The sequence below is a fragment of the Pedobacter sp. AC212 genome (genome assembly GCF_979258625.1).
This window is the reverse complement of sequence record NZ_OZ409870.1, coordinates 1,315,521-1,340,838: the sequence shown is the minus strand read 5'-3', so window position 1 is coordinate 1,340,838 and position 25,318 is coordinate 1,315,521. Positions and strand designations below refer to the sequence as shown.

The 25,318-nt window shown below is 37.6% G+C and carries 15 protein-coding genes; 7 read left to right on the top strand and 8 right to left on the bottom strand.

The genetic code is table 11. From position 1 onward, the window contains the following. Nucleotides 1-129 precede the first annotated feature (129 nt). A complete protein-coding gene (locus ACZZZC_RS05840; protein ID WP_463485215.1) occupies nt 130-3,063 on the top strand; it encodes a M16 family metallopeptidase in 2,934 nt (977 codons plus the stop codon). A gap of 346 nt (nt 3,064-3,409) precedes the next feature. Here ACZZZC_RS05840 and ACZZZC_RS05835 read toward each other — a convergent pair whose 3' ends face one another. The 7 genes from ACZZZC_RS05835 to ACZZZC_RS05805 all read right to left on the bottom strand — a co-directional run bounded on the left by ACZZZC_RS05835 (nt 3,410) and on the right by ACZZZC_RS05805 (nt 16,784). Further along, nucleotides 3,410-5,125 (bottom strand): hypothetical protein, encoded by a 1,716-nt coding sequence (locus ACZZZC_RS05835; protein ID WP_463485214.1) that lies wholly within the window; start codon nt 5,123-5,125, stop codon nt 3,410-3,412. Nucleotides 5,126-5,177: 52 nt separating this feature from the next. Further along, the gene (locus ACZZZC_RS05830) at nt 5,178-6,464 is read right to left on the bottom strand and encodes an MFS transporter (protein ID WP_265798959.1); all 1,287 of its coding nucleotides are present in this window, start codon (nt 6,462-6,464) and stop codon (nt 5,178-5,180) included. Continuing rightward, complete coding sequence (locus ACZZZC_RS05825) at nt 6,454-7,512, bottom strand: glycoside hydrolase family 130 protein (protein ID WP_463485213.1); 1,059 nt, start codon at nt 7,510-7,512, stop codon at nt 6,454-6,456. The genes ACZZZC_RS05830 and ACZZZC_RS05825 overlap by 11 nt, the downstream gene beginning before the upstream one ends. Nucleotides 7,513-7,621: 109 nt before the next feature. Further along, nucleotides 7,622-9,106, bottom strand: coding sequence for a RagB/SusD family nutrient uptake outer membrane protein (locus ACZZZC_RS05820; protein ID WP_463485212.1), 1,485 nt, complete (start codon nt 9,104-9,106; stop codon nt 7,622-7,624). A gap of 20 nt (nt 9,107-9,126) precedes the next feature. Then, nucleotides 9,127-12,201, bottom strand: coding sequence for a SusC/RagA family TonB-linked outer membrane protein (locus ACZZZC_RS05815; protein ID WP_463486716.1), 3,075 nt, complete (start codon nt 12,199-12,201; stop codon nt 9,127-9,129). A gap of 115 nt (nt 12,202-12,316) precedes the next feature. Further along, nucleotides 12,317-16,447 (bottom strand): hybrid sensor histidine kinase/response regulator transcription factor, encoded by a 4,131-nt coding sequence (locus ACZZZC_RS05810; RefSeq protein WP_463486715.1) that lies wholly within the window; start codon nt 16,445-16,447, stop codon nt 12,317-12,319. A 151-nt stretch (nt 16,448-16,598) separates the two neighbouring features. After that, nucleotides 16,599-16,784 carry a CsbD family protein gene (locus ACZZZC_RS05805; protein ID WP_056848604.1) on the bottom strand — a complete coding sequence of 62 codons (186 nt, stop codon included), beginning with the start codon at nt 16,782-16,784 and terminating at the stop codon, nt 16,599-16,601. A gap of 197 nt (nt 16,785-16,981) precedes the next feature. Here ACZZZC_RS05805 and ACZZZC_RS05800 point away from each other — a divergent pair, with 197 nt between their 5' ends. Both ACZZZC_RS05800 and ACZZZC_RS05795 read left to right on the top strand, forming a co-directional pair. Next, nucleotides 16,982-19,987 (top strand): SusC/RagA family TonB-linked outer membrane protein, encoded by a 3,006-nt coding sequence (locus ACZZZC_RS05800; RefSeq protein WP_463485209.1) that lies wholly within the window; start codon nt 16,982-16,984, stop codon nt 19,985-19,987. A 20-nt stretch (nt 19,988-20,007) separates the two neighbouring features. Continuing rightward, nucleotides 20,008-21,378 carry a RagB/SusD family nutrient uptake outer membrane protein gene (locus ACZZZC_RS05795; protein ID WP_463485208.1) on the top strand — a complete coding sequence of 457 codons (1,371 nt, stop codon included), beginning with the start codon at nt 20,008-20,010 and terminating at the stop codon, nt 21,376-21,378. A gap of 68 nt (nt 21,379-21,446) precedes the next feature. On the opposite strand, the gene acs is transcribed toward ACZZZC_RS05795, so the two are convergent. Continuing rightward, entirely contained in the window at nt 21,447-23,357 is a 1,911-nt protein-coding gene (gene acs, locus ACZZZC_RS05790) for an acetate--CoA ligase (protein WP_463486302.1), read from the bottom strand. A 205-nt stretch (nt 23,358-23,562) separates the two neighbouring features. On the opposite strand from acs, the gene rpmB reads away from it, so the two are divergent. The 4 genes from rpmB (at nt 23,563) to ftsY (ending at nt 25,314) form a co-directional block, all read left to right on the top strand. Beyond that, the gene (rpmB, locus tag ACZZZC_RS05785; RefSeq protein WP_010599806.1) at nt 23,563-23,796 is read left to right on the top strand and encodes a 50S ribosomal protein L28; all 234 of its coding nucleotides are present in this window, start codon (nt 23,563-23,565) and stop codon (nt 23,794-23,796) included. Between the two features lie 44 nt (nt 23,797-23,840). Then, nucleotides 23,841-24,023, top strand: coding sequence for a 50S ribosomal protein L33 (gene rpmG / locus ACZZZC_RS05780; RefSeq protein WP_010599807.1), 183 nt, complete (start codon nt 23,841-23,843; stop codon nt 24,021-24,023). Between the two features lie 90 nt (nt 24,024-24,113). Beyond that, a complete protein-coding gene (locus ACZZZC_RS05775) occupies nt 24,114-24,269 on the top strand; it encodes a DUF4295 domain-containing protein (RefSeq protein WP_010599808.1) in 156 nt (51 codons plus the stop codon). A gap of 82 nt (nt 24,270-24,351) precedes the next feature. Next, nucleotides 24,352-25,314, top strand: a complete 963-nt coding sequence (gene ftsY / locus ACZZZC_RS05770) for a signal recognition particle-docking protein FtsY (protein ID WP_463485207.1) — start codon at nt 24,352-24,354, stop codon at nt 25,312-25,314. Nucleotides 25,315-25,318: the final 4 nt, after the last annotated feature.

Genomic DNA, 25,318 nt, shown 5'->3' with positions numbered 1-25,318 from the left:
CTAAAAGAATATATTTTTTAAAGCATTTCATTCGATGCCGGAAAGCATATATATTTGATTAAACAACTTATTAATGTGAGGATTGGATTTAAAAGTTCAGTACTTCAATCACTATCATAAACCAAACGAATGAAAATCAAACTATTTACATTAGCTTGTTTTCTTGTTGCAAGTTCGGCGGCTAAGGCCCAAACTGCTTACCAATGGAAAACAGGAACCTCAGGCGGTTACAGCTATAAATACGTAACCAACGATCCTACAAAATCTCGCTTCTACACGCTAAAAAACGGACTTACTGTAATTTTATCGCAGAATAATAAAGAACCAAACATTACTTATAAAATGGCTGTAAGGGCTGGTAGCAATACAGACCCGAGAACAAATACCGGCTTAGCCCACTACTTGGAGCACCTTCTATTTAAAGGGACCGATAAATTTGGAACCCTAAACTATGCGAAAGAAAAACCTCTGCTAGACAAAGTGGAGGCACTTTACGAAACTTATAACAAAACAACTGATCCGGCTAAACGCAAGGAGATTTACAAAGAAATTGATAAGGTTTCTGGCGAAGCATCTGAATATTCTATTGCAAATGAATATGATAAAATGATGAAAGCCATTGGCAGTAACTCTACCAATGCGCACACCTCAGTCGAGGAAACAGTGTACGAAGAAGATCTTCCATCGAATAATATTGATCGGTTTTTATCTCTTCAGGCAGAGCGTTTCCGTGCCCCAGTTTTCCGTATTTTCCACACCGAATTGGAAGCCGTTTACGAAGAGAAAAACATTGGTATGGACAACGATGGGCGTAAAATGTATGAGAAAATGCTTTATGCCCTATTTCCAACACATAACTACGGCCAACAAACCACAATTGGTACTATTGAGCATTTAAAAAACCCATCGCTGGTAGAAATCAGAAAATATTACAACAAATATTATGTGCCAAATAATATGGCCTTAATCATGTCTGGAGATATTAATTATGATGATTTGATCAAAAAAATCGATAAGAATTTCTCTTATATGGTTTCGAAGCCATTGGCACTGTATAATCCAGCACCAGAGAAACCACTTACTCAGATACAAAAGGTTGATATTTATGGTCCGAGTGCAGAAAACCTTTACATTGCTTACCGCGGTTATGCCCAAAATACCCGTCAAAGTTTGCTATTGGATTTAATCGGCAGTATCCTATCAAACGGAAAAGCTGGTTTAATGGATATCAACATCAATAAACAACAGAAAATGTTGAGGGCTAACGCGGGTTATAATTCAATGAAAGATTATGGCGTTTTCATTTTATCAGGTTCGCCAAAAGCCGGACAAACTTTAGAAGAGGCTCAGAAACTGTTATTAGAACAAGTAGATCTACTTAAAAAAGGTGAATTTGATGAAAGCTTAATTAAGGCTACTGTTGCCAACATTAAATTAGCTGAATTGCAAGGTTACGATAACAACGATGTTCGAGCTGATGCCACAATGAATTCGTTTATCCAAAACCGCGGTACAGAATGGGACAAAACGCTGGCCTCTACCGATGCAATGGCAAAGGTTACCAAAAAGGAAATTGTTGATTTTGCCAACCAGTTTTTCATCAACAACTATGCGGTTCTTCTCAAACATAAAGGAGAAGACAAAAGCATCATGAAAGTAGAAAAACCGACGATTACTGCTGTAAAAACTAATGCAAACGAGGTTTCTCCTTTCACAAAAACAATTATCAGTTCTCCAATTAAACCCATTGCACCTAAATTTTTAGATTACAAAAAGGACTTAAATTTTGGTAAAGCTGGCATAGCTGATGTAATCTCTGTGCAGAACACAGAAAACGGTATTTTCCGAATGGGCTATCGTTTTGAAATGGGTTCTTATAATTACAAGTTATTGCCTTACGCGGCTCAATATTTTGCTTTTTTAAGTACCGATAAATATTCGGCAGAAGATATTAGCAAGGCTTTTTATAACTTGGCCTGTAACTACAATATTAATGTTGGTACAGAAGTGACAACTGTTTCTTTAAGCGGTTTGCAAGAAAACTTTGATAAAGCTGTAGCCCTTTTAGAAGATGTTTTAGCGAATTGTAAGCCGAACGAAAAAGCACTCGAAGATTTAAAAGGCCGTTTATTAAAATCAAGAGAAAATGCGAAATTAAATAAATCATCAATTTTAGGTGGCTTGATGAGCTACGCCCAATATGGTGCGGACAATCCTTTTAACTATGGATTAAGCAATGATGAAATCAAAAACCTGAAATCGTCTGATTTGATTTATTTGTTGCACAACCTAACCAACTACAAACACACGATTACTTATTTCGGTCCGAAGGCTTTAGATGCCTTCTCGGCAGACATAGCGAAGGTTCATGCTTTGGGTAAGGATTTTACTCCAGCAGCACCAATGAAAAAATTTGTTTATACCACGACAGATTCTAACAAAGTTTACTTTGCAGATTACGATATGGTACAGGCAGAAATTCGCTGGGTACGCAATGCGGGCTTATACGATCCTACCAACGCAGCTAAAATTGGCCTGTTTAACAATTATTTTGGTGGTGGCATGGGCTCTATCGTGTTCCAAACCATTCGCGAATCTAAAGCCTTGGCTTATTCTACTTTCGCGGTTTATTCTTCACCAAATAGCAAAGACAAAGAGAATAGCATGGTGGCTTATGTGGGTACGCAAGCCGATAAAATGAATGAAGCCGTAGCTGGAATGAACGAACTTTTAACGGTATTGCCGGAGTCGGACAAATCTTTCGATCTTTCGAAAAACAACTCTTTAAATGGAATTGAAACTGCAAGGATAACCAAAGATGGCATTATCTATTCCTATTTAGCTGATAAAAAATTAGGTTTCGATCATGATTCTCGTATTGATGAATATGCTGCGTTGAAACCCTTAAGCTTCGCAGATGTAAAATCATTTCACAATGGAAATATCTCAGGCAAGCCTTACAACTATTGTGTGGTAGCCTCAGAGAAAAAAATTAACATGGCCGATTTAGCCAAATATGGCGCTGTTACTAAATTAAGTTTAGAGCAGATATTTGGATACTAAGAAAGGTTGAGGGTAAAAAGGCGGAGGGTTTAAGGTAAAAGCCCAAGGTCCTTAAATAATTGAAAGCGTTCTGGTATAAAAGCCGGAACGCTTTTTTATTGGCCATTTTTATAAAAAAAGCGAACAGTCTATCTATCAAGAACCACAATAGATTCAAAGTGATATGCGGCTCAATTTGAAAATGACTGTGCAGTAGACTATGGATAAAGCAGTCCCACTATCCGCTGTAGTCCCGCTTGAAAAAATCGGGAGCTGCCGCTTCTATTGGGTTTAATAACATTGTTGTGTGCAAAAAAAGCACCACCGAAAGGCAGTGCTTCACCAGGAATGAGCGTTATTGAAAACCTTATTTCTTCATATAATCAATCACCACGCCATTTGCCATTAGCTTTTTGTTCGCACTTGCTAACTTACTTCCTGCAGGTGTTTCTACAATTAAAACGGATTGATTGCCAGCAATAGAAATACTACTCTTGGAGGTTACGTTTTTGGCAATAAATTTTTGCGAAATGGCATCATATAGATCTACTTTTTTTGTTCCCTTTACTTTGTAAACAAGAGCTTTATTTTGGGCATAAGGGTTGTAAATCAAATAGGTTGGGTAAGCTTTGTTTTTATAGAAATCAGTAGCTAGAACATCTAATTTTAAAATGGCTTCTACATTTGTTTTTTCTACAATTGCACCAAATATACCTACGTGGCCGCTTCCATAAACACTAAATTGAGAAACATCAGGATTTTTGCCTGGCACCCACTTCGGTCCATCGCCTTGTGCCACCGGACCTTTTTTATCCATGTAAAGCGTATCGAAAGTAGAAGTTTTGGCAAAACCCTCATAAGCAATTACACCTTTCGTAACTGCTACTTTCTCAGGAATAGTTTGCCTATCGGCAGGAATATATTGCGGATAAAAAAATCGCGAAGCATTTACCGCATTCAACATCCATTTTCCAATGGCGTTGGCATATGCCGGATCATAGCGAACAGTTGGCACCAATGGCCAGGCCGCATCGAATGTATTCATCAAAAAGCCATAACCACCATGATCTACCGTGCTTCCTACCACACCAGAAATATCGTAGCCATTCCATTTCCCAGTCAAAACGCCCCAACCTTCGCGGCAAACCGCGGTTCCATCAAACGTCCAGCCTAATAATTTTTGAACATCAAAATTTGTTCCTTGCTCAACGTTCATCCTTGCCGCCAAATAGGCTCCGAAAGGCATCAGCAGTTCGTAAGTTGGATTAATCTTATTGCTTTCCAGCGCTGTCATCGCACTAATGGCACCTTTCAAGTATCTTTTATCGCCAAACTTTTTATAAGCCGAATACAATACCCAGGCATGGCCAGCAGCGGCATCTTGTTGTGCACAAATCTGGTTTTTCATGGGCTTCATTGCTGCATAATCAAAATACGAGTAGTTGTAATCGCCTTTCAGAATAGAATCTGCCTTGTAAAACTTCTCAGCAATACTTTTGGCAATCCAGTCGAAATCTTTTTCATTAGGATATTGCTCGTAAACAGCATAAAACAACACATTCGGGTAAACGTCATACCACCAGTCTCTACCATAACCGCCACCTAAAAGTGCCACTTCCGGAGCAGTATTATTCATCATAATATTCCACTTGGTATCGCGGTTAAAGTAGTTTTTCAGCATGGCGGCGTAGTTTACTCCGTTCTGTTTACTCTTATCAATCCCGATTAAGCTGGCACCCATCACCGCACCCATGTTGGCCAAAGCCTCGTGAAACATGCCTTTGTTGTTCTTCCCCTGACGAACGTCACCAACAGCGGTATAAATCCCCATCACTGGCTGATCGAAATTTTTGCGGGTGCTATCCATCCAAATCATTGGCCAATATTCGCCTTTGGCATTGAGATCGTAAACGGTTTTATCGAAGTTTTGGGCCATCAATTTCCAATCAATAATTTTTAATGGCTGAGGCAGATTTGCCATCTCTTCTACCCTACTCAACTTAAGCTGTTTTACTTGTGCTTGCGCTACGCCATAACTCAAGGCAAGCGACAATGCGAAAAGAATTTTGAAATTAAATCTCATATTTTCTGTATTTCGGTCGGTGAAAATACCGACTAAGATTGATCAATTTATTTTATATGGGAGCAACCACACCAGGTTCTTCATTACTTAAAATGGGTGCTTCTTCTATATTTTCTATTTTGCCCTGCTTAATAATTCCTTTTGCTACCCAATAAGAGGCTAACTGTAAAATTGCTACAATAATAATGGCATAACGCAGAGCAATTTCAACAGAAAAACAATAAGCTAAGATCAAAAATGTACCCGCTCCTGTTAATCGGCCAATATAAAGACCTGCTTCATGATTTAAGATATAAGCAAATTCGCTTCTTTTCTCTTTCTTGGTCAAGATATCGATTACACTAAACTGAATGGGGAAATACGCTAAATCCAGCAACGGTTTGGCCAGTAACAAGAACAACATAAAAAGGATTACCCCCAGGCTGCTGTACAAAACCCCGTTAATTACCGCAGCAATTGCAAAGAGCACCAAGCCTGTCCCAAATATATAAAGACGGTGTTTAGCCGAAGTATTTCTACCTATAATGTACATCGCTATCGCAGCAATAATGGCACCGATAGATTGCGCCGTACCTAACGCACCTTCTTTACCAACTAAAAGCATAATTAACATGGCAGGTGCGGTTACCAAAAAGCCTTGAACCAACCCTTTTAAAGTAGCCAAACGCAGTAATTTATACCAATACGGATCGAATTTAAAATAAACAAATTTCTTTTCTGTAGGATTTTGAAAGTTGCCTCTGAAACACATGATGGAAGCCAGAATCGTAATCACGAAAACCATTCCCGTTACAATTTTGTAAGCCAAATGTGCGCCACCAGTTACAGCATTAAATTCGATAAACCACCCAATAAGTACGGGAATCACCACCGCGATAATGGTGTAGAAAAAGGTTTCTAAACCATAATAATAGTTTCGGTTTTCATCATTGGTAATGGCTAATGCAAGGAAATCTCGGTTGGCCCAATAAAAACCGAACGACATGCCCATAATCAATCCTGCAATACCAATTCCGGTATTATCCAAAGTGGTTAACGACATCATCACCATCATCGAAACTCCACTTAACATCATACCCAGGGAATACAATGTTTTAATAGAGAATTTACTCAGCAAATAGCCATTCAAGAAAAACGTAATTGGAATACCGGTATAAATTGTCAATTGATAAATTACAACTTTAACTGGATCGTTGGAACTTCGCATTACATAAGCCGCCACAAAAATATCGATTACAGGAAGTACAATACTGTAAATCAAGTTGGTTAAAGTAAGTACCCTGAAATTGTACGACTGATTTTTGAAGTGCGCAATTTCTGATTTTAGTTTAGTTAGCATGGCTATATTTTAATTGCGATAAAATATCTTGAATAGAAAACTTGGCACCGCACACAAATTCATCGGCAGCACCGTAATAAATAGTGAGTTCATCACCATTGATGGTATGGCCGTTTGTAAAAACCACCTGACCGAAAAAGCCACACATTTCATACTCGGCCGTCGGACGCATTATCGGTTCATCCGTTTGTGCCAGTACTTTCGAAGGATCGTTCAAATCCATCAAAAAAGCGCCTAAACAATATTGATGTTCGGCATTTGCGCCGTGGTAAATTTCCAACCAACCTTTATCAGTTTTAATTGGAGCCGCACCTGCACCAACCCGTTTGCTATCCCAATTATTTTTGCGGGTTTTGATGATACATTTATGGTTTCCCCAATGGATTCCATCAGGAGATTCGGCCAACCAGATGTAGTTACCCCCCAAATCTACACTGCTAGGGCGATGAAGGGTATAAAATTTCCCATTGATTTTTTCTTCGAAAACGGCACAATCCTTATTATGGGGAGGAATAATCATCCCATGTTTTTCAAAGGTTTTCCAGTCTTTTGTGGTTCGCATCCCCACACCCACGCCATGCTCGGAAACGGCGGTAAAAGTTAAATAGTAAGTACCATCAATTAACGCTACGCGACAATCCTCGATACCAAAAGCTTCATCAGGGCCTTCACCTTGTAACAAAGGGTAGCCTTCTGGCTGATAAAAATTAATGCCATCATCGCTACAAACCAAACGCAAATGCGAAAGGGTGGTTAAATAATCTGCTCCTCTATAATTGATTACCCGAGGATCATCAGCTACCAAATCGGGATCATTTTCTTTTATTGCAATAATCTCAATACCATTGCCTTTTAAAACCGGAAATGATATAATTCCATTTTTTTGCTCGGGCCTTTCCGCTACGCGAATGAGTAACCAGGTTTTATTTTGGAACGTAAAAACTCCGGGATTAAGCAAACAAGCAATCTCTAATCCTGGTATACTTGGAACTAAATCCTTTGGAGATAAAATAGGGTTCTGCAGAAATCTTTTAGCACTATCTGTCATAATATTAGTGAATAGTTATCCATTAGCCGATAAAAAACCGACTTGAATAGCGTTTGAAAAAATTAATTGTTGCCTGCCAAATCAATAACAAACAACAATTAATTAACGGTTAGTAACCTGGGTTTTGTTTTAGTGTCCCTGCAGAAGCATCTACCTCAGCCTGTGGTAGCGGATATAGATAATGCTTATCCTGGAAATTTTTGCCTTTACCAGTCATTACCGTTTTCGCTAATTTCCAGCGTTTAAGATCCAACATTCTTTGCGATTCGAAACCCAATTCGACTCTGCGTTCAGAGACTATCCAGTTTTTGATAGTTGCTTTGTCGCTTGAGGCAGCACGATCTGGCAATGTACCTGCTGGTGGCATTACACCTAAAGCACTTACACTTGTTCTTGCTCTTGCCCTAATTTGATTAATAATGGTTACTGCATCAGCATATTGACCCAATTCGTTTTGAGCCTCAGCTTTCCATAGCAATACATCAGCATATCTGATGTAAATTTTGTTGTTGGCAGCATCATCGTTTCCTTTGTTCGATCCATTTGTACTACCCAATAACTTATTTACGTTTTGATTTGGCACATCAACCGTATAAAGTTTTCTTGGATCGTTGGCCTCAAAAGCATTTAGAAAATCGGTACTCGGAGCGAAGAAACCCCAACCCAATGGCGCACAAATACCATTGCCTTTTAGTGGATTTTGATTTGACTGATGATCGTAAACAAAGATATTTTCATTTTCGGCGAACTCTTTCGTTTGATTAAAGCTATCGAAATAATTTGCGTTTAAGCTATAAAAACCTAATCCTTGAAGTTCATTTACACTCGTTACTACATCAGCCCATTTTTCGGTATATAACGCTGATTTTGCCAACAGTGCAATAGCCGACCCTTTATTTGCTCTCCATCTCTCAGTTGCCGAGCTGTATTTTGCATTTGGCAATAAACCTTTTGCTAAATTTAAATCAGCTTTAATTCTATCCCAAACTAAGTTTTTCTCTGCCCTAACAGCAACTTCAAATGCTTCCTGGTATGTACTTACTGGTTTTAAGATCAATGGCACATCGCCAAAATTGGTAACCAATGAGAAATAATAATACGATCTTAAGAAATAAGCTTCTCCAAGGAGCTGGTTTTTACGAGCTGTGGTTATTCCTGTAATCGCCTCAATATCGGTTTTAGTTAATAATTCGATGGCGATATTTAATCTTTTTATCCCTTCATAATCATATTTCCATAAACCATTAGGTCCGCCATTGGTAGATGTAAATGTGAAATTGTTTACATCATCCATCCAAGGCTGATCACCATCTGGATTCCACTTCTTCTCCATATCATCTGAGGCAATATCCTGCATCACCAAATCGTTTTGAAAAACTAAGCCTCCTGCCCAATCCCATTGCGCTAAAATATTTAAGCGGTTAGATAATAACTGATAGGCAGAGTTAACGGAGTTTTCTACTGTTCCAAGTGTTGGGGTGGTATTTACCTGTTCTAAGGTAGTTAAACCTATCGCTTCGGTAGTAAGTTGCTTTTTGCAACCCGCAAATGTTAATACACTAAACACTGCGCTTATAAATAATATTCTTTTCATAATACTTGTGCAAAAAAGGTTTATAAACTAATTTTTAAACCAACAATAAATGCTTTCGATTGTGGGTAAGTGCCTTGATCAATTAATGAGGTCGACTCTGGATCTAAACCTGTATAATCTGTTACTGTTAATAAATTCTGCCCTGATGCATACAAACGCACATTTCTAACGCCAATCTTCTTCACATCGAAAGTATAACCTACTTCGATGTTTTTCAGTCTTAAGTACGACGCATCTTCTACAAATACGCTGGAAACGTTACCACCACCATTGTTATTGAAGGTTACTCGAGGTAAAGTATTACTCGTACTAGGTCCGTTCCAGCTATCCAAAACCGATGTCATCGAATTAAACGGACGGCTGTCGAAGTTGATAATCTGTTTTAAATCGTTATAGCGATCTACCCCTTGTACACCTTGTAATAAGAATGAGAAATCGAACTTTTTAAATGATGAGGAGAAAGCAAATCCGTAAGTCAATTTTGGAACCGGATTTCCGATAAATGTTCTATCATCAGCATTGATCTGACCATCGCCATTCAAATCTTTGAATTTGATATCGCCTGGCAAAGCACCATTCGCATTCGAATATAAATAGCTGCTTACTTCTGCTGGTGTTTGATAAATACCATCGAATACTAAACCAAAATATGAATTAATTGGCTGTCCAGTTTCTGTTCTGGTATGTGTTCTATCATCGTTGATGTTTTTTACAAACTCTTGCAGTTTATTAACTCGGTTTGTTAAAGTAGCAATGTTTGCATTCACGTTGTATTTAAAAGCATGTTCCTGGTTTCTAAAATTTAAACCAAACTCAAAACCTTTATTGGTCACTTCGCCTGCGTTTACGTAGGTACGATCGATAACACCAACAGACACCGCTGGCAAACCAACCGTTAATAAGATATCATCCGTTTTCTTTACAAAATAATCTGCAGTAAATGATAGTCTGTTTTTAAGCACTCCGAAATCGATACCGAAGTTGGTTTGTGTAGTGGTTTCCCATTTCACATCCGGATTACCGTAACGTACTACATTCACGATGCCTCCAGATTCTGAAACCAAAGTTTGATAAGTGTTATTTGGAATTTCCTGATTACCAGCCTGGCCCCAGCTTCCTCTCAGTTTTAATTCAGAAATCCATTGCGCATCTTTCATAAACTCTTCGTTGGAGATAATCCATCCGGCAGACGCCGATGGGAAATAGCCCCACTTGTTTGTTGGTCCGAAACGGGATGAACCATCAGCCCTTAAAGTGGCTGTAGCAAAATATTTATTGTCGAAATTGTAAGTTCCGCTACCAAAAAACGATACCAAATTAAACTCACTTGCCGAACCCGAATTGTAAATATTAGTCAAGCTTCCATAATCCAAGTACTGAAAACCTGAAGTACTTTTATCAAAATTCTGTCTGCTGCCACCAATTGCAGACGACTTGCTGGAAATATTTTCAGCACCTAATAAGAAATTCACATTGTGCTTTTGCGCAAAGGTTTTTACATAATTTAAGGTATTTGTAAAAGTAAAGTTCATTACTTCACCTCTGTTTTCATCTAAATTATTGGGCTTGTTGTTTCTGCCCTTACCTGGATAAAGCTCATCAGGATTGTTGTCGTTATCATCTCCATAATTTTGAGCGAAGTTTTTATTATGCGTAAAACTGATATCTACACCTACACTTGACCTGAATGTTAAAGATTTATCGCTTAAGAACGCATATTCCGCATAGAGGTTTCCAAAAGTTTGGAAGGTTTTACGCTTATCGTTGGTAAAATTGACGATAGCGATAGGATTTGAACTGAATTCGAAATTTTTATCCCAGCCGTTATTATTGCCCGTATAAAAAGGTAAATCGGTGTAGGGATTTGCTGCCGAATAAGTAGGGTCAGTTACACGTTTATATACCCCCAAAACTGGCGGACGCAATAATGCATGGCGGATAACCCCCGGTACATCACCACTTGAAGACAGTTTATCCTGCTTAGCAAAGCTTAATTGTAGGTTTGTGCCCACTTTAAAACGATCTGTGATATTGGCATTTACATTTGATCTGAAATTAAAACGTTCGTAACCATCATGATCCTGAACCACAATACCATCTTGCTTGTAATAGCCAGTTGAAATTAAATACTGAACCTGATCGGAGCCCCCATTTACAGAAGCCTGAAGATTTTTCGATTTTCCAGTTTCGAATAATTCCCCTAACCAATCTGTATCGGATAAATCATTCCTACTTCTGGCAGCCTGATATGGACTTACTGCATTTGCTGCATTGCCTAAAGTATTGTGCCATGCCCTGTCTTTTATTGTTAAGTATTGGTCGGCGTTAAGCATTTTTGGCAAGTTTGTGGCTTGATGAAAGCCTGCAAAGTACTCAACATTGATGTTTGCCTTTCCTTTACTGCCACTAATAGTCGTAATTACAACCACACCATTAGCCGCACGAGATCCATAAATAGCACCTGCAGCAGCATCTTTTAAAACCGTCATCGATTTTACATCGCTCTGGTTTAAAAAAGAAATGTCGCGGGTAGGTACCCCATCAATTACATAAAGTACATCGTTGTTACCTAAAGTACCCTCGCCCCTAATTCTAAGCTTTATACCATCACCTGGAGCACCTGTATTGGCAGCAACAAATACACCTGCAACCTGACCTTGAAGTGCCTGAGCAACATCAACAATTCTGGTTTTCTGCAAATCGTTCATATCAACCGTTGCAACTGAACCTGTAATTGCCGCTTTCTTTTGAGAGGTATAACCAACTACCACTACATCGTTTAATGATTGTGATGAGGGTTTTAAAGAGATGTTCAAACTCCCGCCTGTCGGTGATAAAGTGGTGGCGTTGTAGCCTATATAAGTAAAAGTTACTGTTTGACTTGAACCCGGCTGAAGGGTTAAAACATATACTCCATTTCCATCGGTAGAAGTTTTGTTTTGTGTGTTGGTTTGCATCACCACAACACCAGGCAAAGGCTGAGTAGTTTCATCTGTAACCTTACCTGTTATTTTAGTTTGCGCATAACTTGTAAAACCCGTAACGGCTAAGAACAAGAAAACCAACGATGCATAGATACGTCTGTTTTTTTTCATAAAGATTTATATTTGATTGAGAGCAAATATAGCCTGGAAGCTGTGCAACAATAGTGTACTATAATAACATTTTAGTTCACTATTATTTCAAAAGAGCGTTTTGAAGGCATTTTGCTTAAAAAATTTCTGTTGGGCTTGTTCCCTCGTGCTGTTTCTGGCGGTATTCATTTGGGGCCAGATGATAAATCTTTTTAAACTCCCTGAAGAAGTAAGATTTATTGTTAAAACCTGTTAAGTAGAAAATTTCGGACACATTCAGTTTCGAATTTTGGAGTAAAACCGCAGCATGTTTTAACCGAATTCTTTTGATGAACTCAGAGGGTGTCATCCCCGCCAAAGTTTTTAATTTTCGATACAATTGCATTTTGCTGATGCATAAAATATCTTCCAGTTTCGAGGCATCTAGATCTGGTTCTGCTAAATTATCCTCCACCGCTTTTACCAACGCATTTAGAAATTCTTTATCACCCTGCTCCAAATCAACATCCACAAATTGGTTGTTTATATTTCGGTCTTTAATTAAATGATTCATGCGGTTTCGGTAGTCTAATAGTTTCCGCACCCGCATTTGTAAATAGTTGACATGGAAAGGCTTTGAAATATAGGCATCAGCCCCAGTTTCATAACCTTCAATTTTGCTTTCTTCCGTACCCTTGGCCGATAACATGATAAAAGGGATGTGGCAGGTTGAAGGTGCTGTTTTAACGTGCTTGCAGAGTTCAAGCCCATCCATATCCGGCATCATTACGTCGCTAATGATAATATCCGGCGTATTATTTTTTAGAAATTCCAGTGCCGACCTACCGTTCTCGGCTTCGTAAACAATGTATAAATCTTTCAAGATGTTTCTAATCAAGAATCGCAAGGAAGCATCATCTTCAACAACTAAAATACTCGATGGGGCAAAGCCTTTTAAATCATCAATTAAAGCAATTTTATTATTTTCTTCGGTAGTTTCTTCGTTGTAGGGCTTCAGTATCGATTCAAATAAATAAGATGGAGCCGAGGCCACAACCTCATTTTCTTTGCCTTCTATAGTTTGCTGAAGTTTAAGTTTGAAATTGAAATAGATCCAATCGTCTTCTAAATAGACCTGAATGTTCCCGTCCATAATCGAGATCAGTTCTTTTGTAAAGGCTAAGCCAATGCCCGTGCTTTGTTTTTCAAACTGATTGCCACCACCGATGTAGAATTCTTTAAAAATATGCTTTAAATCTGCCTCTTTAAGTTGGCAGCCAGAATTGCCTACAACGATTTCCAAATCCTGGGTTTCGGAATCAAAATTTGCTTTAAAAACAATTTCCTGCTCCTTACCTGAATGTTTAAATGCGTTCGAAAGCAAATTAAAAAGCACTTTTTCAAACTTATCTTTATCTATAAATCCAGCAATTCCTTGTTGAATATCGCGGGCAAATTTTTGTTGGTTTTTTTCTGCAGCAGGCACAAAAAGTTGAGTTAAGCTATTCAGTAACTTGCTAATATCGAAATAATCGTCGCTACGTGTTAAATAGCCGGCTTCAGCTTTTCTAAATTCTAATAATTGCTGCACCAAATAAGTTAAGCGGGCGGTGTGTTGATGCACAATCGAGAGAAAATAATTCTTATCAATTGATTTATCTAGCGTATTACGCTTTTGCATGAAATGCTCTACAGAGCCTAGAATGAGCGTTAAAGGGGTTTGAATTTCGTGGGCTATATTGGTAAAGAAATTAATTCGTTGTAAATGCACTTCTTCATCTTTTTGCCTGAACAGATACTCCCGCTCCAGCTTAAATTTCATTTCCAACCTGTTTTTTCGGTATACATGAAAGGCATATCCACCAATAATTAACAGGAACAGATAAAATGCATAAGCTGGATAGGTTAGCCAGAAATATTGTCTTACATCTAGCCTAAGCGCAACAACGTCCTTGGTCCAGATTCCTTCGCCATTACTCCAACGCACCAACAGTTCATATTTACCCGGAGGGATATTGTAGTAGGCGATTTTTCCATCGGTACCGGTATAACGCCAGTTTTGATCAAGGCCTTGAAGTTTATAGGCAAACTCATTTTTGGATGCACTAAAATAGTTGAGCGCATTAAAAGAGAATTGGAAGAAATTGCTTTTACGCTCCAACTCGAATGTTGGAGCGCTTTTCTGTGTACCCTTAACAATAAGGTACTGATTATTTTGAAATTCCTTTCCACCAAGCTGCAAATCAGAAATCAACAAGTTGGGCTGTTTGGTGTTTTCGACAATATTTTTTGGCAAGAAATAATTAAATCCATAAATCCCCCCAAAGAGCAGGTTATTATTTGCTGTTTTAAAAGCTGCTCCATCGCTAAACTCATTGCTTTGTAAACCATCGCTTTCCTGATAGTTGGCTATGCTGTTGTTGGCTGGATTTATTTTGGCCAAACCTTTATTGGTACTTAGCCAAATATTTCCCATCACATCTTCCTGAATGGCATGGATCGTGTTATTTGGTAATCCTTTATCGGTTGTTATTTTTATAAATTTCGGTTTATCTTTTAAAGATTCGTCGTACGATAAATAATTAAGGCCATAACTGGTACCAATCCATAGCCGGTTTTTACGATCATAAAATAGTGATAAAACATCACTGTGCGACAAGCTCCCTTCATAGCCAAAAGCCTTATAGGTTTTAAACTTTCCGGTTTTTTTGTTCAATACGCTTAATCCCCCATACCTACAAGCAATCCATAAGCGATTGTCCTTTCCTTGAGCCAAGGCATAAATAATATCATTTACGGGTCCATTTTTTTCCACTGATGAAGACGAGTATTGCTTAAAATGCTGAATGGAAATCGATTGATCCGGATTTCGAACGAGCTTGAGGTGAACCAAACCATAACCACTGGTTCCCATCCAAATAGAACCATCAGGATCTTGAATAATAGCATAAACCGACTTAAACTCAGGAAGCTTGTTAGTATTGCGAATATCTTTCCAATTGAATAGTTTATTCAACTTTAAATCAAACACAGAAAGTCCTTTACCATCAGTACCTATGTAAATAAATTGGTTTGCACCTTTTTGAATTGCAAAAACGGAGTTGTTTTCTAACCCGGAGTTCACATCAATTTTTTTCGGCTTGTTAGTTGCCCTATCCTCCGACCAAAAATTGTTAAAAATTAAAACACCGTTTCCTTTGGTCCCAACCCATAAATTTCCACCCTCTTCTGCAAAAGCTCTTATGGGTTTATTGATATTGGTACCGTTTACTTTGGTTAATAAGCCGAAAAAATTTTCTTTTGGGTAAATCTGAACCAAACCATTCCCGTCTGTACCTAACCATAATATCTGATCGGTACCTACATTTAAAGCGGTAATTTTAAGGTTGTCGACAGCAGCAACTTCATTTTTTAAAAAACTTGATGCTTTGAAGTCTGAATCAAAAACACTCAAGCCCTGGTTTTCCCATGCAATTATATAATGAGATTTATAAAACGAAACTGCTTTGATCTTTTTTTTTGGCCAGTCAATGGGCACTTCAGCAAAGTTTTGATCAAGTAGAAATTGGCTTTCGGTAGTAGTTGTGAAAATAATTTTACCATTGATGATAAAGAAATTGCTTATTCCCTTAGGATTGGTGAACCTTTTTTCAATCTGTAAAGTCTTCTGCCCAACTTTGGCCAACTTAAGTTCTCCAGATTTATTAAGGTAACAAAGTTGATTGCCCACAAAATTCATTTTAACAATGACTTCATGGCTCTTGAATTGTTGAAAGGCTATGAATTGGTCTATTTCAAAATCGTATCTGCTTAAAACTCCATTTGCTGAAAAACAAAAAACCATCCCATCATTGCTTATAATAAGGTCGTATTCATTCTCTCTTATTTTCTGTGGTGAGGTATTTTTATAAAAATAACGGCTAAACTTACCTGAAACTTTATTGTAGCGAGAAATACCACCGATGGTATTTATCCAGATATTATTTTTTTGATCTTCTTTAATGGATAAAATTACATTGCTCCCTATGCTGTTCTCTATTTTATCAATATTATGGTTGTATACAGTAAAATTAGCTCCGTCATACCGGTTTAAACCATCCCAGGTGCCAACCCATAAAAGCTGGTCTTTATCTTGAAATATTGAATTAATTGAGCTGTTTGATAATCCATTTCGATTATCGAGCTGGCGATAATAGAAAGAAACTTTCGGCTTCACATCTTCCGCATAAATATGCTCTAACGAGATAAATCCCATCAAAAACAAAAAGACAACAAACGCTTTACTCATAGTAGGCTTGCAATTAAAAACTTGTTGGTTGGCTATAAACTTGGGATGATTAAAACTACTCAAAAAAATTGAATTAGCCGGACAGAAATATGCTTAAACGAAAACAGGCGGTCAAATTTGACCGCCTGTTTTTCATCATCATAACAAATGATTATAAGGAATTAATCCACTTTACCAGTTCGTCTCTTCCTTTACCTGTTTTTTGCTGAAGTCTCCCTAATAACTCATCATCTTGCCCCTCATCGTGCTTCAAATCATCATCAGTTAAATCGGCATAAGCTTGTTTAACTTTTCCTTTTATTTCGTTCCACTTTCCTTTAATTTCTAACTTATCCATTTTGAGTTTTTTTTTAAGTAAATCAAATTTTAATCTATTTTATCAACAACCATCTCCAACTTTTGTTTCGAAATGCGCTTTTGAAACGATATTAAATGTTAAAACCAATCATTCTTAAATGTTTTAAATAAAAATTTTGTTACATTGATTTATCATTCCTCTAACTATAAACCATTATTAACTAAAACTAAAATTTGATGAAAAAACTACTATTAAGTATGATTTTATCTTTCGGTTTGATTTCGCTTGCTTTCGCACAAGATAAAGTCATAACCGGGAAAGTTACCTCTAACAGTTCAGGGCCTTTGCCTGGTGTTAGTGTGTACGTAAAAGGAGCCGCTTCAAATGGTACTCAAACCGATGCAACTGGTTCATACAAACTAAGCGTACCAGCAAACGCAAAAACATTGGTTTTCACATTTATCGGATTTAAAACCAAGGAAATAGCTATAACAGGCAGCACAGTCAATGCCAGTTTAGACGAAGAAAATACCACCTTATCTGATGTGGTGGTAGTGGGTTACGGGACGCAGAATCGTCGAGATGTAACAGGTTCGATCGCCAAAATTACATCTGCAGATTTGAAAGATCGGCCCCTTGCTACTATCGAAAGTGCATTGCAAGGAAAAGCGCCAGGTGTATTTATAAATTCAAGCAGTGGCAAGTTAGGCCAAGCGCTTCAGATTAGGGTTAGAGGAATATCATCTATTTCCGCTAGCAACCAACCCTTATTTGTAATTGACGGTGTCCCAATTGTTAGTGATGCCTTAGGAACTTACACTGAGGCAGACAATCCACTTGCAGCTATTAGTCCTGATGATATAGAATCAATGGAAGTACTAAAAGATGCGGCTTCTGCGGCTATTTATGGGGCAAGGGGTTCAAATGGAGTTGTTTTAATTACGACCAAAAAAGGTAAACAAGGCAGAACCAATATTGACTTTGGATATTATGCAGGCTTTAGCGATCCGACGAAAAAAGGCGAATTTTTAAACGCTGCACAGTATAAACAATTAATGGAAGAATCATTCAAGAACGTTGATTACGATGGTTATGCTAATTCTTCTGAATTGTGGGCAGATTATACAGGAACAAATGATTGGGATGGCACTGCAGATGCAAATTGGGTAGATGCATCCTTTAGAAGAGGCCATGTACAACAATATAACTTGAATATTAATGGAGGTGATGCCAAAACTCGTTTTTTAATTTCTGGTAATTACAGTAATAATGATGGTATCATTGTGAGCAACAGATATGTTCGTACTGGCGGTAGAATGAGCCTAGACCATACAGTTTCAAAATTTCTTGATATTGGTGGGGCAATAAACATATCAAAAGTAGATAATTATCGTATCCCTACAGACAATGCATTTTCAAATCCTTTGCAATTAAATGCGCTGCCTCCAATACAACCTATTTACGATGCATCTGGTGAACTAAATAATAATACAGTTTATTATAACTCATTAATTGATATTGCAAACGGCAGTAACCTATCTACCACATACAGAACATTTGCAAATGCTTACGCCAGTTTAAAAATTACACCTGATTTGGTTTTTAGAAGCGAATATGGTTTCGATTTCAACAATTTGGAAGAAGAGCAATATCTTGGCTCAAAAACGCAAGATGGTGGTAGTACAAGTGGGTATGGAAATGATTACAATGCAAAATCGATTAACTTTAATACCAATAATACATTAAACTATACCAAAGTATTTAATGAAAAACATAGCCTAAACGTATTAGGTGGTTTTACTTTTCAAGATACCAAATTTAGATATGGCACAGTAACCGGAACAGGCTTTCCGTCTGATAGGTTTGTTAAAATTGCCAGTGCAGCAACAATTTCGGCAGGAAGTTCTTTTGAAACCGAATACTCATTTGTTTCATATCTGGCTAGAGTAAATTACAAATATGATGACAAATATTTAGTAAGTGCTTCGGTTAGAACAGATGGTTCATCAAGATTTGGGGCAAACAACAGGTATGGTACTTTCCCGGCAGCATCATTGGGATGGATTGCAACAAATGAAGACTTTTTAAAAACAAGCACATGGCTGAGTTTATTGAAAGTTAGAGCAAGTTATGGATTAACTGGTAATGCGGAAATCGGAAATTTCGCATCGAGAACATTGTATGGCGGCGTTAACTATGCAGGTACTGCAGGAACTCTTCCAAATCAGCTTGGCGATCCTAACTTAACATGGGAGAACACATCAAACTTTAACATCGGTTTAGATTTTGGTTTCTTATCAGATAGAATTACAGGTACTATTGAAGCGTATAAGAAAAAAACCACAGATTTATTACTTAATGTTCCAATTGCAGCAACCAATGGCTTTACTTCAATTACACAGAACATTGGCGATATGCAGAATAAAGGTTTGGAATTCTCATTAAATACCAGAAATTTTGTAGGCGAATTTAAATGGACTACTTCATTTAATATTGCATTTAATAGAAACAAAATTCTACGTTTGGTAGATGGCCAGCCAATTTTTACTGGCGGAAGATTTCTGGGCAGAATTGCAGAGGGTGAACCATTTGGATATTTTTATGGGAAAGCTTACGCTGGTGTAGATCCAAATAATGGTGATGCTATTTATTATATCGATGCAAGTAGAACTGCAACCACAAATAGCTACAATACAGCACAAAACCAAAAAATCGGCGATCCAAATGCAAAATATTACGGGGGATTTGGAAATCGTTTTTCATACAAAAATTTTGATTTAGATATTCAAACCCAATTTGTTCAGGGCAATGATATTTATAATATGGCTGGTGGTTTTCAATCTGCCAATGGAGATTATTTTGACAACCAAACAATTGATCAGCTAAATTATTGGACAACCTCAAATAGAATTACATCTATACCACAACCTAGATTTGATTCTGCAAATGGTACAAGACCATCTTCGAGGTACATTCAAGACGGTTCTTATTTAAGGGTTAAGAGTGTCATTTTCGGTTATAATTTACCAAAAGAATTTATAACAAAATACAAATTACAGAATGTTAGAATTTACGCTTCGGCACAGAATTTATTCACAATCACCGGATATAATGGATATGATCCCGAAGTAAATACGCCTGCGGGTTCATCTCTACAAACCAATAATATCCAAATAGGACACGATTTTTATACACCTCCACAAGCCAGAACAATAACTTTTGGTGTAAACATTGGGCTTTAATGGATATAAATATTAGAAATATGAAAAATTATTATAAAAGTATATTGGCCGCTAGTATTATTATACTAACTGCTTCCTCTTGTAAAAAGCAATTGGAAATCGAGCCAAAGCAATCAATTTCATCTGATGTGGCGCTATCTACAACAGCTGATGTTCAAAACGCATTAATAGGTGCATATACAGTATTAGCAACTGGAGATTTATACGGCACTAACCTTGTTTTTCTTCCAGATATATATGCCAGCAATGGATATTTGAACTGGACAGGTTCATTTAGTACCTACAGAGATATCTCAAATAAAGCAATTATCTCTACTAATGCTGATGTATTAAGAACATGGGTATCTGCTTATAGGGCCATAAACGTAGCAAATACAGTTTTATCAGCTTCGAGCGTGGTTAGCAATGCAACAACCAAAAATAATATTGAGGGCAAAGCTCTATTCATTAGAGGAATTATGCATTTTGAACTCGTAAGATTATATGCGCAACCCTTTGATGCTGCAGGAACAAACAATGGCCCAGGTGTACCAATTATTACGAAAGCAGTGCAAAGCACAAGTGATGTTGTTACTAATGTACCAAGAAATACTATTGCAGATGTTTATACAGCTGTCGAAAATGATCTTAAATCATCAATTACAAAACTTGAAGGTGCCGATGAAAAGTATGCTTCAATGGCGTTTTTGGCCAGAGTATATCTTCAAGAAGGAAAATATGCATTGGCTAGAGATCTTGCTAATGACATTATTAACAACAGTTCGTATTCGTTAATAATTACATCTTTAGAAGCTCCATTTAGAACCAGAAATTCAAGTGAAGGTATTTTTGAAATCGCTCAAAATGAGCAGAGCAATGCAGGCTCATCAAATGATGGATTAGCCACTTTCTATGCAAGTTATGAAAATTCAACTGGCGGCAACGTTGGTCGTGGAGATGCAAGTGTTAACACTGCTTTTTATAATGCATTCGAAACTGGCGATAAAAGACAAACAGATTTAATTTATACAGGTACAGGTGCAAAAAACGGTTTATTCACTAAAAAATGGTATGATTATTTTGGAAACATTCCTGTTGCCCGCATTACAGAACAATACTTAATTAGAGCAGAATGCAACTTTAGATTAGGTACAGTAATTGGAGCTACACCAGCTGCTGACATCAACAGATTAAGAACAAGAGCTGGCCTAGGTAATGTGGTTCCTACACTTGCCATAATACTAAATGAGCGTGAAAAAGAATTAGCTTATGAAGGATTTAGATTGCATGATTACAAACGTACAAAGCGTACACTAGGTACCTTTGTTTATAACGATCCTAAACTTGTTTTCCCTATACCAGATCGTGAGTTATCTGCTAATAAAGGTTTAGTTCAAAATCCAGGATATTAACCACAATTTATTAAACCAAAAATGCCGATCAAATGATCGGCATTTTTTGTTACTTTGAATGTTTAAATCTATTTCAGCGCTTTAGAAGCCGCTATAATTTCTTCTACCACGCCTGGATCCAACAAAGTTGAAGTATCGCCTAAATTAGCGGTATCACCCTCAGCAATTTTTCTTAAAATTCGACGCATAATTTTACCCGAACGTGTTTTTGGCAAGCCAGACACGAAAAGGATTTTATCTGGTTTGGCAATGGCACCAATTACCCGGGTAACCGTTTGCAAAATATCTTTTTTAGTCAGTTCTGCTTCACCATGCATTTCTGGATTAATTACGAAAGCATAAATTCCTTGTCCTTTTACATCATGCGGATAGCCTACCACTGCACTTTCAACCACGCCAGCATGCATATTGATGGCGTTTTCTACTTCCGCAGTACCAATTCTATGACCAGAAACATTCAAAACATCATCAACCCTACCAGTGATTCTATAGTATCCATCCTCATCGCGTAAGCAGCCATCTCCAGTAAAATATAAATTCTCATAAGTGGAAAAATAGGTTTGCTTGCATCTCTCATGATCGCCATAGGTGGTACGTAACATTCCAGGCCATGGAAACTTAATACAAAGATTTCCACTTACGCCATTGCCTTCAATTTCTTTACCATTTTCATCTACCAAAATAGGCTGAATACCTGGCAGAGGCAAAGTGGCGTAACTTGGTTTTGTCGGCGTTACCGTGGCGATTGGCGAGATCATAATTCCTCCGGTTTCGGTTTGCCACCAGGTATCAACAATTGGTGCTTTACCATGTCCAATTTTTTCGTCAAACCAATGCCAGGCCTCTTCGTTTATAGGTTCTCCTACAGAGCCGAGCACACGAATAGAACTTAAATCTTTTCCTTGTAACGGTTCCTCGCCAAAGCTCATTAATGAACGTATAGCAGTTGGTGCGGTGTATAATGTATTTACTTTATGTTTTTCTACAATATCCCAAAAGCGAGAAGCATTAGGGTAAGTTGGAATCCCTTCAAATAATACAGATGTTGCCCCTTGAGAAAGCGGTCCGTAAACGATGTACGAGTGCCCTGTAATCCAACCGATATCAGCGGTACAGAAATAAACTTCTCCTGGTTGATAATTGAATACATTTGTGAAGGTATAACCAGCATAAACCATGTATCCGCCGCAAGTATGTACCACGCCTTTTGGTTTACCTGTAGAGCCCGAAGTGTACAAAATGAACAACATATCTTCTGCATCCATCTCTTCGGCTTCGCAGATATCATTAACATGTTTAACTTCATCCTCCCACCATACATCTCTACCCTTCAACATGGAAACCGGCGTACGCACATGCGTAAGCACAATACATTTTTCTACGGTAGGGCAGCCGATGAGCGCATCGTCAATTACATCTTTCAACGGAATTTGTTTATTTCCGCGATAGGCACCATCTGCAGTAATTACCAATTTACATTGCGAATCGTTAATCCGATCGGCAATGGATTTAGCAGAAAAACCACCAAAAATTACCGAGTGAACGGCTCCTATTCTGGCACAACCCAGCACTGCAATTGCCAGCTCAGGAACCATAGGCATATAGATGCAAATCCGGTCGCCTTTTTTTGCTCCGTTACGTTTTAAAACATTGGCAAAACGGCACACTCGTTCGTGCAACATCTTATACGTTAGGGTAACACTTTCTTCTTCAGGATTATTGGGCTCCCAAATGATGGCAGGTTTATCACCGTTCTTTTCTAAGTGACGATCCAGGCAGTTTTCGGTGATGTTTAGTTTGGCGCCCTCGAACCATTTAATGTCTGGCTCGTTAAAATTCCATGATAAAACTTTAAACCAAGGTTTTCTCCACTGAAAGTTCTGTGCAACCTCGCCCCAAAATTGTTCTGGGTTTTCGATACTTTTTTTATAATCTTCTTCGTATTGTTTAAAAGATGTAATTTGCATGGTGCTCGTTATATATTTGGGATTACTAGCGGCTAATTTAAATAAATAATTATTAGCGCAAATATTCAAATCGTATCAAAATGGATATGGCCAATGAAAATTGAAAAAATATAGAAAATATTTACAGCCCCTCTTGTTGTTTACAATTATTATTCAGATATTTGCACACTCTTAAAAAAATTAAGCGACGATATTTTAACAACTATATTTACAAGTCATGTCAAGAGTTTGTGATTTAACAGGAAAAATGGCAATGAAAGGTAATAACGTATCACACTCGAACGTTAAAACCAAACGCAAATTTTATCCTAATTTGAAACTTCAGAAATTTTATATCCCTGAAGAAGACCGTTGGATTACGTTGAAAGTTTCTACTTCAGCGATTAAAACCATCAATAAAGTGGGTATTAGCGAAGCGATTAACCGTTTCGTAAAAAAAGGATTTTTGTAAAAAACATTAACTGTTGAGATTAACAGTTTACAATTAATATTAAAATGGCAAAAAAAGGTAACAGAGTTCAGGTTATTTTAGAATGTACTGAGCACAAAGAAAGTGGCATGCCAGGTATGTCTAGATATATTTCTACGAAAAACCGTAAAAACACTACTGAGCGTTTAGAATTGAAAAAATTCAACCCGGTATTGAGAAAAGTAACCGTACACAAAGAAATTAAATAAGATTGGTGATTTATAATAGAAGGTTAGGGTGAGGAACCCCCATTCTATCATTCTATCAATCTATCATTCAATCATTAAAATTATAAGAACATGGCAAAGAAAGTAGTTGCAACCCTTAAAACAGGTACAGGTAAAGAATATTCGAAAGTGATCACAATGGTTAAATCACCAAAAACTGGTGCTTACTCATTCAAAGAACTTATCGTTCATAACGACCACGTAAAAGATGCTATCGCATCTAAATAAGGTTAATATTTTTTAATCAGAAAATATTAAAGGCCGTTCCGTTTTAACCGGGAGGGCTTTTTTTGTTATAGCAAATTTAGATATGGGCTTATTTGATTTTTTCAAAAAGAAGGAAACTGCTCCAGAGGCTCAAGAAGCTTTGGATAAAGGTTTAGAAAAAACTAAAGATGGTTTCTTTAATAAAATTACCAAAGCTGTTGCCGGAAAATCAACAGTTGATGACGAAGTACTCGATAATCTCGAAGAGGTTTTGGTTACTTCTGATGTTGGAGTAAGCACCACGTTAAAAATCATCAAACGGATTGAAGAACGCGTTTCTAAAGACAAATACCTTAACACGTCTGAATTAAATTTCATTTTAAGAGATGAAATTCAATTACTACTTTCTGAAAATAACAGCAACGATTTCCGTCAATTTGAGTATGGCGACCACAAACCCTATGTAATTATGGTGGTTGGTGTTAATGGCGTTGGTAAAACAACCACCATTGGCAAGTTGGCTCACAAGTTAAAAGAATCTGGCCTTAAAGTTGTTTTAGGTGCTGCAGATACTTTTAGAGCTGCTGCTGTAGATCAAATTAAACTTTGGGGAGAACGTGTTGGTGTAAGAGTTGTTGCCCAACCGATGGGATCTGATCCTGCCTCTGTTGCTTTTGACACTTTACAATCGGCTGTGGCCAATGGCGAAGATGTAGTAATTATTGATACTGCCGGACGTTTACACAATAAAGTCGGCTTAATGAATGAGTTGGGCAAAATTAAGCAGGTGATGCAAAAGGTTGTTCCGGGTGCGCCACATGAAATTTTGCTTGTATTAGATGCTTCAACCGGGCAAAATGCTTTTGAGCAATGCAAACAATTTACCGAAGCTACCGATGTAAATGCTTTAGCGATTACTAAATTAGATGGAACGGCTAAAGGTGGTGTGGTAATTGGCATTTCCGATCAGTTTAAAATTCCAGTAAAATATATTGGCGTAGGAGAAAAGATAGTCGATTTGCAGCTTTTTGATAAGAAAGAGTTTGTGAATAGCTTGTTTAAATAATGAA

Coding starts and splice junctions, on each gene's coding strand:
- ACZZZC_RS05840 (WP_463485215.1), top strand. CDS start 130: ATGAAAATCAAACTATTTACATTAGCTTGTTTTCTTGTTGCAAGTTCG.
- ACZZZC_RS05835 (WP_463485214.1), bottom strand. CDS start 5,125: ATGAGATTTAATTTCAAAATTCTTTTCGCATTGTCGCTTGCCTTGAGT.
- ACZZZC_RS05830 (WP_265798959.1), bottom strand. CDS start 6,464: ATGCTAACTAAACTAAAATCAGAAATTGCGCACTTCAAAAATCAGTCG.
- ACZZZC_RS05825 (WP_463485213.1), bottom strand. CDS start 7,512: ATGACAGATAGTGCTAAAAGATTTCTGCAGAACCCTATTTTATCTCCA.
- ACZZZC_RS05820 (WP_463485212.1), bottom strand. CDS start 9,106: ATGAAAAGAATATTATTTATAAGCGCAGTGTTTAGTGTATTAACATTT.
- ACZZZC_RS05815 (WP_463486716.1), bottom strand. CDS start 12,201: ATGAAAAAAAACAGACGTATCTATGCATCGTTGGTTTTCTTGTTCTTA.
- ACZZZC_RS05810 (WP_463486715.1), bottom strand. CDS start 16,447: ATGAGTAAAGCGTTTGTTGTCTTTTTGTTTTTGATGGGATTTATCTCG.
- ACZZZC_RS05805 (WP_056848604.1), bottom strand. CDS start 16,784: ATGGATAAGTTAGAAATTAAAGGAAAGTGGAACGAAATAAAAGGAAAA.
- ACZZZC_RS05800 (WP_463485209.1), top strand. CDS start 16,982: ATGAAAAAACTACTATTAAGTATGATTTTATCTTTCGGTTTGATTTCG.
- ACZZZC_RS05795 (WP_463485208.1), top strand. CDS start 20,008: ATGAAAAATTATTATAAAAGTATATTGGCCGCTAGTATTATTATACTA.
- rpmB (WP_010599806.1), top strand. CDS start 23,563: ATGTCAAGAGTTTGTGATTTAACAGGAAAAATGGCAATGAAAGGTAAT.
- rpmG (WP_010599807.1), top strand. CDS start 23,841: ATGGCAAAAAAAGGTAACAGAGTTCAGGTTATTTTAGAATGTACTGAG.
- ACZZZC_RS05775 (WP_010599808.1), top strand. CDS start 24,114: ATGGCAAAGAAAGTAGTTGCAACCCTTAAAACAGGTACAGGTAAAGAA.
- ftsY (WP_463485207.1), top strand. CDS start 24,352: ATGGGCTTATTTGATTTTTTCAAAAAGAAGGAAACTGCTCCAGAGGCT.